11 protein-coding genes and 1 pseudogene are annotated in these 15,832 nt (G+C 65.8%); 5 read left to right on the forward strand and 7 right to left on the reverse strand.

Going from position 1 to position 15,832, the window contains the following annotated elements:
- Positions 1-6: 6 nt before the first annotated feature.
- Positions 7-1,551: a cryptochrome/photolyase family protein gene (locus tag AX681_RS17005; RefSeq protein WP_066661771.1), complete on the reverse strand. Its 1,545-nt coding sequence runs from the start codon at positions 1,549-1,551 to the stop codon at positions 7-9.
- Between the two features lie 30 nt (positions 1,552-1,581).
- On the opposite strand from AX681_RS17005, the gene queF reads away from it, so the two are divergent.
- The 3 genes from queF to AX681_RS17020 all read left to right on the forward strand — a co-directional run bounded on the left by queF (position 1,582) and on the right by AX681_RS17020 (position 5,748).
- Positions 1,582-2,028 (forward strand): preQ(1) synthase, encoded by a 447-nt coding sequence (gene queF, locus AX681_RS17010; RefSeq protein ID WP_066661776.1) that lies wholly within the window; start codon positions 1,582-1,584, stop codon positions 2,026-2,028.
- A 121-nt stretch (positions 2,029-2,149) separates the two neighbouring features.
- On the forward strand, positions 2,150-4,426 hold the full coding sequence (locus AX681_RS17015; protein ID WP_066661779.1) for a glycosyltransferase family 4 protein: 2,277 nt from the start codon (positions 2,150-2,152) through the stop codon (positions 4,424-4,426).
- Between the two features lie 41 nt (positions 4,427-4,467).
- Positions 4,468-5,748 (forward strand): glycoside hydrolase family 130 protein, encoded by a 1,281-nt coding sequence (locus tag AX681_RS17020; RefSeq protein ID WP_066682530.1) that lies wholly within the window; start codon positions 4,468-4,470, stop codon positions 5,746-5,748.
- Positions 5,749-5,756: 8 nt separating this feature from the next.
- Here AX681_RS17020 and AX681_RS23740 read toward each other — a convergent pair.
- From AX681_RS23740 to hflK, 5 genes and pseudogenes are all read right to left on the reverse strand, one after another.
- Positions 5,757-7,719 (reverse strand): annotated as a pseudogene (locus tag AX681_RS23740) (serine hydrolase domain-containing protein).
- Positions 7,720-7,732: 13 nt separating this feature from the next.
- Positions 7,733-9,394 carry a helicase HerA-like domain-containing protein gene (locus tag AX681_RS17035; protein ID WP_066663935.1) on the reverse strand — a complete coding sequence of 554 codons (1,662 nt, stop codon included), beginning with the start codon at positions 9,392-9,394 and terminating at the stop codon, positions 7,733-7,735.
- 62 nt (positions 9,395-9,456) lie between these two features.
- Complete coding sequence (locus tag AX681_RS17040; protein ID WP_066682531.1) at positions 9,457-10,971, reverse strand: Do family serine endopeptidase; 1,515 nt, start codon at positions 10,969-10,971, stop codon at positions 9,457-9,459.
- Positions 10,972-11,138: 167 nt separating this feature from the next.
- A complete protein-coding gene (hflC, locus tag AX681_RS17045; protein WP_066656709.1) occupies positions 11,139-11,996 on the reverse strand; it encodes a protease modulator HflC in 858 nt (285 codons plus the stop codon).
- Positions 11,993-13,165 carry a protease modulator HflK gene (gene hflK, locus AX681_RS17050; RefSeq protein WP_066656708.1) on the reverse strand — a complete coding sequence of 391 codons (1,173 nt, stop codon included), beginning with the start codon at positions 13,163-13,165 and terminating at the stop codon, positions 11,993-11,995. The genes hflC and hflK overlap by 4 nt, the downstream gene beginning before the upstream one ends.
- A 71-nt stretch (positions 13,166-13,236) precedes the next feature.
- Between hflK and AX681_RS17055 the strand changes: the two genes are divergently transcribed.
- Both AX681_RS17055 and AX681_RS17060 read left to right on the forward strand, forming a co-directional pair.
- Positions 13,237-14,199 (forward strand): P-loop NTPase, encoded by a 963-nt coding sequence (locus AX681_RS17055; protein WP_066656710.1) that lies wholly within the window; start codon positions 13,237-13,239, stop codon positions 14,197-14,199.
- 3 nt (positions 14,200-14,202) lie between these two features.
- Entirely contained in the window at positions 14,203-14,643 is a 441-nt protein-coding gene (locus AX681_RS17060; protein ID WP_066656707.1) for a CoA-binding protein, read from the forward strand.
- On the opposite strand, the gene AX681_RS17065 is transcribed toward AX681_RS17060, so the two are convergent.
- Positions 14,608-15,762, reverse strand: a complete 1,155-nt coding sequence (locus AX681_RS17065) for an aminotransferase class V-fold PLP-dependent enzyme (protein ID WP_066656701.1) — start codon at positions 15,760-15,762, stop codon at positions 14,608-14,610. The genes AX681_RS17060 and AX681_RS17065 overlap by 36 nt on opposite strands.
- Between the last annotated feature and the right edge of the window lie 70 nt (positions 15,763-15,832).

The following is a 15,832-nucleotide window of genomic DNA, read 5'->3' on the forward strand; positions in this document are numbered from 1 at the left end:
GCGACCCTAGCCCTCATCCAGCCCGGCGAGAAACGCTTTCGCCTGTGCCCGCAGCGCGCGTTGCGTGTCCGCGTCCATCCGGTCCCAGTTGCGATACGGCATGGCGAGTCGCTGGTTGGTGCCCAGCTTCTCCCGATTGCGCACGAGGAAGTCCCAATAGAGCGCGTTGAACGGGCATGCCTTGGGGCCGGTGCGCGCCTTCACGTCATAGCGGCAATGCCCGCAATAGTCCGACATGCGGTCGATATAGGCGCCCGACGAAGCATAGGGTTTCGACCCCAGCAGTCCGCCATCGCCGAACTGGCTCATCCCCAGCGTGTTCGGCGCCTCCACCCATTCATACGCATCGGCATAGACTTCGAGATACCAGCGCTGGACGTCGGCGGGATCGGCACCGATCAGCAGCGCGAAATTGCCGGTCACCATCAGCCGCTGGATATGGTGCGCATAGGCGTTCTGCAGCGTCTGGCCGATTGCCTGCGCCATGCAGTGCATGTCGGTCTGGCCGGTCCAGTAGAAGCCGGGGAGCGGGCGCGTCGCGTTCAGGAAGTTGCGCGCGGTGTAGTCCGGCCCCTCGCGCCAGTAGATGCCGCGCACATATTCGCGCCAGCCGATGATCTGGCGGATAAAGCCCTCGGCGGCGTTGAGCGGGGTGTGGCCGGCGCGGTAGGATGCCTCGACCCGGCGGCACAGGTCGAGCGGATCGAGCAGGCCGCAATTGATGTAGGGCGACAGGAGCGAGTGCCACAGGAACGGCACGTCGGTCAGCATCGCGTCCTGATAATCGCCGAAGTGCGGCAGGGCATAGCGCAGGAAATGCGCCCGCTGCCGCTCGGCATCCCCTGCCGTAACCGCGAAATCGAATCCGTCGAGCGTGCCGGGATGATCGGCGAAGCGGTCGGCGACCAGCGCGATCACTTCCTGCGTCAGATCGTCGGGCGCGAAGGACAGTGGTTGCGGCATGGTCAGGTCGCGCGCGGCGGGTTTGCGGTTTTCCTTGTCGAAATTCCACTGGCCGCCCTCCGGCTCGCCGCGTTCGGTGAGCAGCAGGCCGGTCTTGCGCCGCATCTCGCGGTAGAAGAACTCCATGCGCAGCTGCTTGCGGCCTTCGGCCCAGGAGTCGAACTCGGCATGGCTGGCGATGAAGCGATCGTCCTCGCGGATCTCCACGGGGACGTCGAACTTGTCCGGCCACAGCTCCATGGCGTGCCGCACGCGCCATTCGCCCGCTTCGGTGGCGACGATCCGCGCGGGGCTATGGCGTTCGATCGCGCGCGCGACTTCGCCGGTCAGGCTGCCGCTGTTGTCGGAGCCATCAAGGCGGACATAATCGACCCGCCATCCGGCCTGCTCCAGCGCAAGCGCGTGGTGGCGCATTGCGGCGAACAGGAACGCGATCTTCTTCTTGTGATGGCGGACATAGGTCGCTTCCTCCGCGATCTCCATCATCAGGATCACGCTGCTTGCCGGGTCGGCATCGCGCAGCGCCGACAGGCCGGGCGAGAGCTGGTCGCCCAAAACCGGTATCAGCGTGTCGATCCCCCGTTTCATTTCCGCAACGCCTTTCCTACATCGCGCGCCATGACCCCCAAATTCCTAGGCCAGACCAGCGCGCTGCCAGCTTCGCCCGAAGAGGCGGTGCTCGATTATGTTCCCAACCCGCGTCCGGGAAGCGATTATCTGGTCCGCTTCGTCTCGCCCGAGTTCACCTCGCTCTGCCCGATCACGGCGGCACCCGATTTCGCGCATCTGGTGATCGATTATGTGCCGGGCGACACGATCGTCGAATCCAAGTCGCTCAAACTCTTTCTGGGCAGCTTTCGCAACCATGGCGCGTACCATGAGGATTGCACCGTCGGGATCGGCCAGCGGCTGTTCGACGAGATGAAGCCGAAATGGCTGCGCATCGGCGGCTATTGGTATCCGCGCGGCGGCATCCCGATCGACGTGTTCTGGCAGTCGGGCGAGCAGCCTGCGGGCGTATGGATTCCGGCGCAGGACGTGCCGGGATATCGCGGACGCGGGTGATTTGAACGATTTAGCGATGTTGCAATGCAGCATCGATGCAACCATATTGTCACGATAACGTTTGGAGATTGCAGGCCCGGTTTCCGGGTTAATCCATGTTGCTGTTGCGAAGGAATTCGGGATGACGCGAACGTCGCCGTTATCAAACCGGGTCGATCATATTGCGCTGATCGGCAATTTCCTGCCCCGCAAGTGCGGGCTGGCGACCTTCACTACCGATAGTTTTCAGGCGATGCGCAGCCGCTTTCCCGACATGCGGGTCGATATCTATGCGATGGACGACCGCCCGGGCAGCTATGATTTTCCCAGCGCAGTGACCGCGACGATCCCGCAGGACGATCGCGCCGCCTATCTCGACGCGGCGCGCGCGATCGATGCGTCGGGCGCGCAGGCGATCTGGGTCCAGCACGAATATGGCATTTATGGCGGATCGGCCGGCGATCATCTGCTGGCCTTGCTCGATCGCAGCGGGCTGCCGGTGATCGCGACGCTGCACACGGTGCTCGAAGCACCGAACCCGGACGAGCGCCGGGTGATGGAGGCGTTGTTGCGCCGCGCCGCGCGGGTGATCGTGATGGCGGAAAAGGGGCGCGACATTCTGCGCCGCGCGCATGGCGTCGATCCGCGCAAGGTGATGGTGATCCCGCATGGCGTCCCCGACCGCGCCTATGTCGCGCCCGACAGCATGAAGGGCCGCTTTGGCTGGGACGGGCGGCAGGTGATCCTGACGTTCGGCTTGCTCGCGCCGAGCAAGGGGATCGAGACGGTCATCGGGGCGCTGCCTGCGATCGTCGAGCGTCACCCGGACGCGCTCTACGTCGTGTTGGGGGCGACCCACCCCAATCTCGTCGCGCATGAAGGGGAGGCGTATCGCGACCGGCTGCACGCACTTGCTGCGCAGCTTGGGGTCGAGCGGCACATTGCCTTCGTGAACGCCTTTGTCGAACAGGACGAACTGCTCGACTATCTGCAGGCGGCGGATATCTACGCGACGCCCTATCCCAATCCGGCGCAGATTACCTCGGGGACGCTGTCTTATGCCGTAGCGATGGGGAAGCCGGTGGTGTCGACCCCCTATGTCCACGCGACTGAGATTCTGGCGGATGATCATGGCGTGCTGGTGCCCTTCGGCGACAGCGGCGCATTCGCGCAGGCGATCGGGGCGCTGCTGGACGATGATGGCGCGCGCGACGCAATGGCGCAGCGTGCCTATCAGCGCGGGCGGACGATGATCTGGCCGCGGATCGCGGAGGCGGTTGCAGATTTGCTGGGTCAGGTGCGCGACACGCGGCCGCCGCGCATCATTCCAGGGCCGGCGCAACGCGCGACCGTGCTGCCGACCGATTTTCGGGGGGTCGAGCGGATGAGCGATTCCACCGGAATGTTTCAGCATTCGATCTACGCCGTGCCCGACCGACGCCATGGCTATTGCATCGACGACAATGCCCGCGCGCTGATCCTGATGCACCGCATCGACACGGTTGGCGACAGCGAGCGCGATCGCTGGACCAGCGTGTTCGCCGCATTCGTTCAGTTCGCCTGGAATCCGGACACGCGCCGGTTCCGCAATTTCATGCGCTTCGACCGCAGCTGGTGCGAGGACGAGGGGTCGGAGGATTCGAACGGGCGCACCTTGTGGGCGCTGGGCGTTACCGCCGCCGAAGCGCGCGACGCAAAGTATCGCGACTGGGGCCGCATCCTATTCGACCAGACTGCATCGATCGCGTTCGATTTCGGCAGTCCGCGCGCGCGCGCCTTCGCGATGCTGGGCGCGGCGGCGATGCTGGATGCGCATCCGGGGCACGCGCTGTCGCGCACCTTGCTGGAGCGATTTGGCGACGAGCTGGTCGCGCTGCTGGATGAGGCGCGGCGGCCGGAATGGGAATGGTTCGAAATCGTTCTCGCCTATGACAATGCCCGGCTGCCCGAGGCACTGATCCGCGCGGGGCGTGCGCTCGACCGGGCGGACTTCACCGCCTGTGGCCTGTCGACGCTCGGCTGGATCGCGGGGCAGCAGACCTCGCCCGAGGGGCGGTTCCGCGCGATCGGGACCGAGAGTTTCGGGCGTCCCTATGCCGACCCGATGCCGTTCGACCAGCAGCCGCTGGAGGCGCAGGCGACCATCGATGCCTGTTCCGCAGCCTATCATGCGACCGGTGATGCGCGCTGGGTCGATGAGGCGCAGCGGGCCTATCGCTGGTATCTCGGCCAGAACGACCTCGACCTGCCGCTCGCCAGCACCGCCGATGGCGGGTGCTTCGACGGGCTGACGCCGCGCGGATTGAACCGCAATCAGGGGGCGGAATCGATTCTTGCGCTGCAATTGGCGAGTTGCGCGATGACCGATCTGTTGCAGCGCACGCAAAACATGGCAGTTAAGGCACAGGCCGTCGCTTAGGGAAACCGGACGGCTCAGCGCAGTTCGGCCCCGGGGGACGCATGATCGATCTTTACCACCATCCCTTGCGGTTGCGCGCCGATCCGTCGCGCGTCGTGGTCCGCCCGTTTCATATCGCCTGGCAATCGGTGAACGGCGCACCCTCACGCATGGAGCGATTGGTGCGCGCCGTGCTCGACATGTCGCCGGGCGAGGCGCGTGGGCAGCTCGACGCGGTGCTCAAGGACTTCGAAGCGCGCCACTGGCAGACGCGGCGCGTATTCATGACCCGCTATGACGAGATCGAGGCGCAGATGGGCCTCGATGGCGCGAATATCGGGGACGAGAAGCGCCAACTGATCGGCGCCTATTTCTGTCACGAATACAGCTATGCGGCGGCGGCGCTGATGAACCCCAGCGCAGTGCCGCATTACGACCAGTCCGGGATGCCCAAGGGGTCTTTACGCATCCTGATGAGCCTGCGCGCGGTGGGGGAGGGGCATATTTCCTCCGTCGCCTTTCGTGAGGGGATCATCACCGACACCAACGACCTGACGCTCGCGCCAGAGCCGCCTTTTGCCACGGCAGCGGACACGTTCGGCGACGAGGATGACGTGCCGGAGGGCGAGGTCACGGTGCATCGCCACCGCGATTCGACGCTGTCGGGCACCTTGCTGTTCCCGATCACACGCGCCCAGTCGAACGGGCTGGAGGATATGCGCCTGACGCACTTCCGCCACGACGATGGCAGCGAGGAGTGGCTGGGCACCTACACCGCCTATAACGGGTCGCAAATCCAGTCGGAGATGCTGCGCACCCGCGACTGGCGCGCATTCGACCTAGTGCCGATGACCGGCAGCGCCGCGCGGAACAAGGGCATGGGCCTGTTCCCGCGCAAGGTGAATGGTAAATACATGATGATCGGGCGGCAGGACGGGGAGAATATCTTCCTGATCGAATCCGACCGTCTGACCCATTGGGACGAGGGGGTGAAGCTGATCACACCCAAATTCCCGTGGGAGCTGGTCCAGATGGGCAATTGCGGCCCGCCGATCGAGCTCGACGAAGGCTGGCTGATGCTGACCCATGGCGTCGGCGCGATGCGCAAATATTCGATCGGCGCGGCGTTGCTCGACAAGAACGATCCGTCGAAGGTTATCGGACGCACCAGCGCGCCGATCCTGGCGGCCGCGAGCGAGGACCGCGAGGGTTACGTCCCGAACGTCGTCTATTCATGCGGCGCGATCCGCCACGGGGACAAGATTTTCATCCCCTATGGCGTCGCCGACAGCTCGGTCGCATTCGCGTTCGTGTCGATCAAGTCGCTGCTGGCGGTGATGTAAGGGGTGCCTTACTTCACCGGGCGGTAGACATATTCGTGCTGCGCGTCGGGCATCACGATCAGCAGGCTGTGTCCCTCCATGCGCGTCGTCAGCGGCCAGCCGGCGATCGTCGGGTCGATCATCACCAGGCTGTGGCTTCCGTCGGGGTTGCGCTTGCTGGCCATGCGGCTTGAGAAGCTGCCAAAGTCGAAGACGATGTCGCCGCCCGCACCCCGCTTGACCGCGATGAAGCCGAGTTCCGGGCTCTCATAGCGGGGCGCAAGCTGCCGGGCGAGGGCGGGATCGACCGGGATTGAGAGCTTCTTTGCCTCATCGCCGAGCTCGGTCCGCATTGCGGCCGCGCCGGTGACGATGGTGTCCACGACCTGAGGGCGCCCACCATAAAGCAACTCCACCAGTCGCCGACGCGTTGCCCCGTAGAGAACACTGCCTTCATCCCCATTGAACAGCATCACCACGCCGATCCCGGCTTCGGGCAGGATGATCCAATCGGTCTTGTAGCCCGGCATCGCGCCCCCGTGATGCACCATCGGCACGCCCCAGCGGCTCGTGGTTTCAAGCCCCATGCCGTAGCTGGTGGCTTCGCCGGTCTGCATCCCCTGAAGCCTCCGGCTGAGCAACGCCTCCTCGCCGACGAACCGCCTGCCGTCAGGGAGGACACCGAGCCGCAATTCATTGAGGGCATAGAGCGCGAGGTCGTGCGCGGTCGACCAGGCTCCGCCCGCGGGACGCGCGAAATAGATGCTGTCGCTCTTGTCGAGCGTCCCGACGCGGGTGTTTTGATCGAACCACATCTGATGCGGATCGGCATGATCACCGCGTTCCGCCTCCGCCCGGCTGAACGTCGTGTCCTTCATGCCGAGCGGCGAAGACATAGCCGTGCATGGCGCGGTCATAGGCGGCACCGATTTCAATCTGCGGATACAGGACCTTGCCCGCGATATATCCGGCGGCGGAGGAGAGCAGGTTGCTGTACTGATACACCTCGCCGAACTTGCTGGTCGGCTTCATCGGCGCGAGCAGGTCGAACACCTGCGCGGGTGGCGTCTGCAGATCGCCGGTCATGACCCATTCCATGTCCTGGCGCGGCATCCCGGTGCAGGCGCAGACCAGATGGCGCATGCGGATCTGGCGCAGCGTCTCGGGGTCGCCGAGCTTGAAGGTCGGATCGACCGAGATCACCGGATCGTCCCATTTGAACTTGCCGGACTCGACCAGTCGGGCGAGCAACAGCGTCGTCATCCCCTTGGTATTCGACGCGATCATGAACCGGGTCCGCGCGGTGACCGGATCGGGCTTGCCGACGGTCTTCACCCCGATCCCGCCTTCCTCGACGATGCCGTTGCGGTCGATAAAGGCATAGGCCATTCCGGGTACGCCATAGGCCTTCATCCCGTCGCGCCAGAATTGCTTGAGCTGCTCGCGTCGCGCAGCGTCCAGCGGGAGTGAAGCCTTTCCGGCGAAGTTCTCCGCCACAACGCCCTTGGGCCGGATGCTGTCGGCGAACGCACGAAGCTGGCCCGACCGCTTGCCGAACGTCGCTTCCGGTCCACGCGCCAGCAGCACGGTCCATCCCGCACCCTTGCGATAGGCGTTGGCGAACAGGACCAGCTTTTCGTCGGGCGAAACCTCGTAATCGACGATCCAGATATCGTCCCAGCCCTCACGCCCGGCCGCTTTGGTGATCAACTGCACCTTGCGTGCGAAGGCCGGGTCATAACGCTTCCAGGCTTGCGCGACCGCTGCTGCCGCATCCGCCGCCGCGCCGACGTCGACCAGTGCCAGCGCGACATCGCCCTCCGGGGCCCTGATCTCGCTAACCTGGGGTCTGCTGCTCCGCGTCCAGTCGGCGGGCGCGACGAAATTCGCGCTGTCGGTCTCGACAGCCTGCGCCAATGCCGGAACGGGCATCGTCGCGGCGAGCAATGCGGGCAACCAGTACAGTCGCTTCATGATCGTCTCCCCCTTCATCTGTGCGCAGACCTCAGCGCCCCTTGAACAGCCCTCCGAGAATTCCGCGGACGATGCCGCCGACGACGCTGGCGCCGACGCCGGATTTCTTGCCGAAGATCGCCTTGGACACCTCGCCCGCGACCGCGCGGCCTGCGGCGGAGGATGCGGACTGGGTGGCGGATTTGACCGCGCGGTTCCAAGGGTTGTTCGCCGCCTCACGCTCGGCCTTGCGGCGGGCGGCTTCTTCCAGCCGTGCCTGACGGTCGGCTTCACGCTGCGCGGCGAGGCGCTGGCGTTCGGCTTCCTTGGCGGCGCGGGCGTCTTCCTTGGCCTGGGCGAGCGCGGCCTTTTCGGCTTCGTCCTGCGCCTTGGCTTCCGCAGCGGCGGCGGAGGCCTCGGTCGCCTTGGCGGTGAGCAGCTCCTCGGCGGACTCGCGATCGACGCGCGCGTCATATTTCGTGCCGACCAGATCGGTTTCGATCAGGATCTTGCGCTCTTCCGGCGTGACCGGTCCGACGCGGCCGCGCGGGGGCTTGATCAGGGTGCGCTGGACCGGGGAAGGCGCGCCATCGGCCATCAGCACCGATACCAAAGCCTCGCCGACCTTCAGCTCGGTGATCGCGGTTTCGACGTTCAGGTCGGGATTGGCGCGGAAAGTCTCCGCGGCGGCCTTGATCGCCTTTTGCTCGCGCGGGGTGAAGGCACGCAGGGCATGCTGTATGCGGTTGCCGAGCTGGCCAGCGACATCCTCGGGAATGTCGATCGGGTTTTGCGTCACGAAATAGACACCGACGCCCTTTGACCGGATCAGACGAACGACCTGTTCGACCTTGTCGAGCAGCGCCTTGGGCGCCTCCTCGAACAGCAGATGCGCCTCGTCGAAGAAGAAGACGAGCTTGGGCTTGTCGGGGTCGCCGACTTCGGGGAGCGATTCGAACAGCTCCGAAAGCAGCCACAACAGGAAGGTGGCGTAGAGCCGAGGTGAGGCCATCAGCTTGTCGGCGGCGAGGATGTTGACCACGCCATGGCCGTTATCGTCGGTCTTGATGAAATCCTGAATCGACAGCGCCGGTTCGCCGAAGAAATGCTCGCCGCCCTGGCTGCGCAGCTGGAGCAATTGCCGCTGGATCGCGCCGACGCTGGTCTTGGCGACATTGCCGTAGCGTGCGCTCAGCTCGTCGGCGCGTTCGCTGCACGCGGCGAGCATCGACTGGAGGTCGTCAAGGTCGAGCAGCAGCAGGCCGTCATCGTCGGCGACCTGAAAGGCGATGGCGAGCACGCCTTCCTGCGTGTCGTTGAGGCCGAGCAACCGCGCGAGCAGCAGCGGTCCCATTTCCGACACGGTGGTGCGAACGGGATGGCCCTGTTCCGCGAAAAGATCCCAGAATTGCACCGGGGCGGCGGCATAGGACCAGTCGCTCTCGCCGATCTCGGCGGCGCGCTTGCTGAAGATTTCATGGGTCTTGGCGGTTGGCGATCCGGCCATCGCCATGCCCGACAGGTCGCCCTTTACATCGGCGGCGAAGACCGGCACGCCGGCGCGGCTGAAGCTTTCGGCGAGGCCCTGCAGCGTCACGGTCTTGCCGGTGCCGGTGGCCCCGGCGATCAGGCCATGACGATTGGCCCGTTTGAGCACGAGCGCCTGCCGCTCGCCACCGCCCAGGCCAATGAACAGATCGACTTCACCCGACATGCTGCGCTCCCGATGGTGAGGAGCACAGCATTAGGGAGAATGCGTGTCGAAGCCAGCCCCTATCAGCGGGCGAATTCGACCGAACGGAAGGTGCCGACACCGCCGCGCGCCATGATGTAGAGCACGACCGAATCCGCGCCCGACGCCTTGGCCGCGTTGACCAGTCGGGTGAAGTCGGCCGGGGTCTCGATCGGCTGGCGGTTGACCGAGGTGATGACAAGACCACGGGTCAGCTGCTTCTGTGCCGCGTCGCTCGCTGGATCGACCCCGACGATCACAACGCCCTTGGTGGCGGGATCGACGCCGATGGTGCGTGCGATCTGCGGGGTCAGCGCGGTGACGCTGATGCCCAGCGATGCCGGACCCTGCGTCGCCTCATCACCGCCCGGTGCGCCTTCATCGGCATCGGGATCGAAGCCGCCGAGCTGTTCTTCGGGCGGACGCTTGCCCACCGTGACCTGCACCGTCATCGGCTTGCCGTCGCGGATCAGTTCGACCGCGATGCGGCTGCCCGGTCGGACATTGGCAGCCAAGTAGGAAAGGGTCTGGTCGGGGGTCACGTCCTTGCCGTCGATCTTGACGATGACATCGCCCTGCTTGATCCCGGCCTTGGCTGCGGCCTCGCCCGGCTCGACGCGGCTGATCAGTTCGCCCCGGCCCTTTGGCACGCCGAACGACTTGGCGAGATCGTCGGTCAGCGGCTGGATGCCGACTCCGAGATAGCCGCGCTCGACGCTGCTGCCCTTCATCAGCGTGTCGATGATCGGCTTGGCCTCCGACGAGGGGATGGCGAAGCCGATGCCGACATTGCCGCCGGTCGGCGACAGGATCTGCGAGTTGATGCCGATGACGTTGCCGTTGAGGTCGAACAACGGGCCGCCCGAATTGCCGCGGTTGATCGAGGCATCGGTCTGGATGAACCGGTCGAGCGGGCCGCCTTGACCGGTCGCGCGGTGCAGCGCGGAGATGATGCCGGCAGTCACGGAGCCGCCCAGACCGAACGGATTGCCGATCGCGACCACCCAATCACCGGCGCGCGCGCGATCCGAATCGCCGAACTTCACGAAGGGCAGGTTGGTGCCTTCGATCTTGAGCACGGCGAGGTCGGTGGCGGGATCGCGGCCGACCAGCTTCGCGGTATATTCGCGGCGGTCGGCCAGCGTCACCTTGATCGATTCGACCACCGCGCCGCGCTGGCCCGCCGAAATCACGTGATTATTCGTGACGACATAGCCATCGGCCGAGATCAGGAAGCCCGAGCCGAGCGATTCGGCCTGACGCGTGACCGGACGGCCACCGCCGCCCTGCTGCCCGCCGAACAGGTCGCCAAACGGGGTGCCGGCAAACGGGTTGGTCTGGACCTGCACCCGCTGCGTCGTCGAGATGTTGACCACGGCGGGCTGGAGCTTTGCGACCATGTCGGCGAAGCTCATCGGCGCACCGGCGCGGGGAACGGCGGCCTGGATCGCACCGGGTTCGTTCTGCGCGGTCTGCGCGCCGGCCGGGTTCTGCAGCACCAGCGCCGCGCTCGCGCCGCCGATCAGAAGTGCCGAAGTGATCGCATAGGCATAGCGCACGGGAGTGGTTCCTTTGGTCATCTTGCCCTTGGAGTTGAAGCCCTTGCCGGGCAGCGTGTCGGTCATGGGTGTATTACTCGCCTGAAATAGCTGAACGGCGATTGAATATGAACGAACCGACAGCCGTTGGGGTCCGGTTCGTTTCTGACACGCCGCAGCCGGGGCCGTTAACGGCCCTGGCCCCGGAACTCGCGCAGATAGTCATTGTCCGGCGACAGGATGATCGACGTTTCGCCCGTCGCGTCCGAGCTGAGGAAAGTCGTCTTGTAGGACTGCATCGCGCGCCAGAAATCATAGAATTGCGGGTCTTTGTTAAACGCCGCGGCATAGATTTGCGCTGCCTGTGCATCGGCCTCTGCGCGGATGACGGTGGCGTCCTTCTGACCGTTGGCGCGGATCGTCGTCGCCTCCTGCTGGCGGGCGGTGGCCATGCGGTTGAGCGCCGATTGGAGCGGGCTGCCTTCGGGAAGGTTGGCCTGCTTGATGCGGACATCGACGATCTCGACGCCATATTGGCTGGCGTAACGCTGCAAACCGGCCTGGATATTGTCCATCACCGCCGTCCGCTCCGGGCTGAGCAGCGAGGCAAAGGTGCGCTTGCCCAGTTCCGCGCGCAGGGCGGAGCCGAACAAGGGCTGAAGCTGGTCGGCGACGCGACGCTCGGTCCCGGCCGTCACCACCATGCGCAGCGGATCGACGACGCGGAAGCGGGCAAAGGCGTCGACCTCGAGCCGCAGCTGATCGGTCGACAGCACCGGCTGATTCTCCAGCTCGATGTCGAGCACGCGCTTGTCGACCCAGACGACGCGCTGGATGAACGGGACTTTGACCTTGATCCCGGCGCCGGTGTTGCGGCCGAACTGCTCCCCCGGCTGATACTGGTTGATCGTGCGAACCGGCTGTTCGAGCTGCAGGATCACCGCCTGCTTGGTTTCGTCCACCACGAACACGGTGTTGAGCAGGACGAACAGCAAGGCGAGGGCGAGCCCGCCGTACAGGACGGGGCGAGTCACGATGGCGTTCACTGTGCGCCTCCCTGCTGCTGGGCTTGCTGGGCAGGTTGCGCCTGCTGACCTTGCTGGACCTGCGGCTGGGCGGGGTTACCGCGCGCCGCCGGGAGCGGAAGATACGGCGTCACGCCGCGCGTCTCGATCACGGTCTTGTTCGACTTGGCCAGCACCGCCTCCATGGTTTCATAATAGATACGGCGGCGGGTGACTTCGGGGGCCAGCTTGTACTGCTCATAGATTTTGTCGAACTCGGTCGCGGCACCCTGCGCGCGTGCAAGCGTCTGCTGGGCATAGGCCCGTGCCTGGTTGCGGTCGCCCTCGGCCGCCTGTTGCGCAGCGGTGACCTGCTTGAAGGCCTCATCCACGGCGGCGGGGGCTGACGCATTCTTGATCGACACGCCGCGCACGCGGACGCCCGAATTATATTCGTCTAGGATCGCCTGCATCGTCTGCTGCACGCGCGCCTCGATCACGGTACGGCCCGGGCCGATCGCCTCGTTGAGCGTGACGCCGGCGACCGCGGCGCGCATCGCGCTTTCCGCCGTCGCGCGGACGGTCGTGGTCGGCTCGGCGATCTGGAAGACGAAATCTTCCGGATTGGCGATGTCCCAGCGGACCGCATAGGCCAAGTCGACGATGTTCTGATCCTGGGTCAGCATCAAATTCTCGCCATTGCCCTGCGGGAAATCCTCATTGGTGATCTTCTGAACGTTGACCTTTTCCACCGTCGCGATCGGGGCCGGCATGGTCATGCCGATGCCCGGCTCCATCGTGTAGGCATAACGACCGAGCATCTTCACCACGCCGCGCTGTTCGGGGGTGATGACATGGATGCTGGTAAAGGCGATCCAGGCGAGCACGAGCAGCCCGGTCGCGACCAGCACGATCCGGCGGCTCGGCATGCCGGTGGGCAGACCGCCGCGACCACCGCCGCCGCTTCCGCCGCCACCGCCCTTACGCGCGCGCTTCAGGAAATCGTCGAGGCTGCTGACATTGGATTTGCCGCCGCGTTTGCCCTCGGGCGGAAATGCCCAGGGATTGCGTGGGCCGCCGCCATTGCCGCCGTCCGCGCCGCCCTTGCCGTCGTCGCTTCCGCTCCCGCCGCCCCAAGGGCCCTTGTTCTCATTCCACAGCACGCCGCCCATTCCGGCAACGCGCGCGACCCAGCCGTTCAGTCTCGCCATATCAGCCTTTATAGGGACCGCGCGGCGGATTTACAGTGGCAGCGATCGAAAGCCGTCTTATGTGCCGCGGCATGATCGATCAGACCGAATTGCAAGCCATCCTTGCCCCCATCGCCGCCGGGCGCGCCACCGTGCGCGTCGAGGGCGCGCGTGCCAGCATCATCCTCGACGTCACCGGCCTGCCCGAAGCGGCGCAGGACGCGCTCGAGGCCGATCTGCGCGCAGCCGCCAGCGTGCCGGGGATCGATGAGGTGCGAATCGCGCGGACTGCGCAGCGGGTTACGCGCCGCCTGATCGCGGTGGCGAGCGGCAAGGGCGGGGTGGGCAAGTCCACCGTCTCCGCCAATCTCGCCATTGCGCTGGCGCGCGCGGGGCGGAAGGTCGGGCTGGTCGATGCCGATATCTATGGCCCGTCGCAGCCCAAGCTGATGGGGGTCGAGGGGCGCAAGCCCGTGGCGCATGACAAGAAGCTGGTGCCGCTTGCCACCGCTTATGGTGTGCCGCTGCTGTCGATGGGCGGGTTGGTCGAAGAGGGGCAGGCGATTGCATGGCGCGGGCCGATGGCGGCGGGCGCGCTGACCCAGCTGGTGGACGCGAACTGGGGCGCGGCGGATACTTTGGTACTCGATTTGCCGCCCGGAACCGGCGACGTGCAGCTGACGATGATCCAGAAGCACCGCCCGGCGGGCGCGGTGATCGTTTCGACGCCGCAGGATTTGGCGCTGATCGACGCGACGCGCGCGATCGACCTGTTCGCCAAGGCGGGGATTCCGGTGATCGGGATCGTCGAGAATATGGCCGGCTATGCCTGTCCGCATTGCGGCGAGGTGTCGGACCCGTTCGGCAAGGGTGGGGCGGAGGCGGCGGCGGAGCGGTTGGGCGTGCCGTTCCTCGGCCGCATTCCGCTCGACATCGCGATTCGCACCGCGTCGGATGCGGGGACGCCCCCGGCTGCCGGGAACGGGGTCGATGGCGCGGCGTTTGCTGAAGTGGCCGGGAAGGTGCTTGCCTGGCTCGACACCCAGAAAGGCTAAACCATGCCCCTGACCGATGACGCGGAGATCAAGGCGCTGCTGGACGGGGCGCGGACCATTGCGCTGGTCGGGGCGAGCGATCGGCCGGATCGCCCGAGCTATCGGGTGATGGCGATGCTGCAGGAGCATGGCTATCGCGTCATCCCGGTCAATCCGCAAATCACCGGCGAGCATGTCCACGGCGAGTTCGTGTTTCGCGAGCTGGCGCAGATCGGGGAGCCGATCGACATCGTCGACATTTTCCGGCGTCCTTTGGCTGCTGGCGAGGCGGTGGACGAGGCGATTGCGGTCGGGGCCAAGGCGGTGTGGATGCAGCTTGGCGTGATCAACGAAGACGCCGCCGCGCGGGCCGAGGCCGCTGGGCTTCAGGTGGTAATGGACCGCTGCCCGGCGATCGAGATTCCGCGGCTAGGCGTCGCCAAGATCGCGCAGGGTGGCGACTAGCCGCTCGACATCCCGGGCGTCGTGGTAGAGGCCGAAGCCGATCCTCAACACATCGCCGCGCACATCGGTGATGATGTCCTGATCCATCAGCGCTTCCTTCCATGTTGCCGCATGCGGTGACCGCAATGCGAGGAAACGGGCGCGCGGATCGCCGCCGGGGTTGAGCAGATCGGCGTTGGCGAGTGGCGCTCCGGCCAGGCTGCCAAGGAGCTGTTCGCGGAGCGGCGCGATATGGGCGTTGATCGCGGCGGTGGTCAGTCCTTCTTCGCTCAGCATGTCGCGGACGGCGACGAAGCGGTAGATACCGCTGGGGTCGAAGGTCGATCCCATGAAGCGCATCGCATCGGCAGCATAGCCGATTTGCCCCGGGGGCGGAGCTTCGAGATCCGCGAATTCGGCGTACCAGCCGGTGATTTCTGGGCGCAGGCCGAAGCCCGGCGGACAATGAAGGAAGGCGACGCCTTCACCGGCCATGGCGTATTTATAGCCGCCGGCGGTGTAGAAGATGCGGTCGGCGACCGCCGACAGGTCGGTCTCCATCGCCATGAAGCCGTGATAGCCGTCGACCACCACCCACGGGCCATCGGGATCGGCGAGTGCGGCGAGTTCGGCGGTGGCACCGAACACCGCGCCGGTTTCGAACATCACCTGGCTGACGAAGAGCAGGTCGTGATCGCCGCCACGCGCCGCGGCAAGGAAGCGCGCGTCGAAATCGGGTCCGCGCGCTACTGTGTCGAGCGTGATGCGGCCGCTTTCGATCCAGCGCTGCGCCTGACGGCGGAAGCTGTGGAACTCGCCATCGCTGGCGAGAATGCGCAAGGGGCGCTCGTTGCGAGCTGAGACGATGCGCAGGATCAGGTCGTGGGTGTTGCCGGCGAACACCACCGATGCCGGGTCGGGCAGGCCGAGTTCGGCGGCCACATGCGCCTGCGCGGCGGGCCAGATCTCACCCATCACCCGGTCCCATTTGCGGTCCGCGAGCCGCGCGGCGTCCTGCCATGCCGCTTGGTGGCCGATAAACGAGGCGTCGGGCCAGAGATGGTGGCTGTGCGCGGCGAAGTGCAGCCGGTCGGGGGCAGCGGCGATCGAGCGCTGGAACAAGTGCTTGTAGCTGGTCATTTTCTTGCCTTTGCAAGGGCGGCACCGGCCCGCTCCCCCACCCGGCCACCCAGCGGTAGCATGATATGGG

The organism is Sphingomonas sp. CCH9-E2 (assembly GCF_001557215.1).
Classification (GTDB): Bacteria; Pseudomonadota; Alphaproteobacteria; order Sphingomonadales; family Sphingomonadaceae; genus Sphingomonas.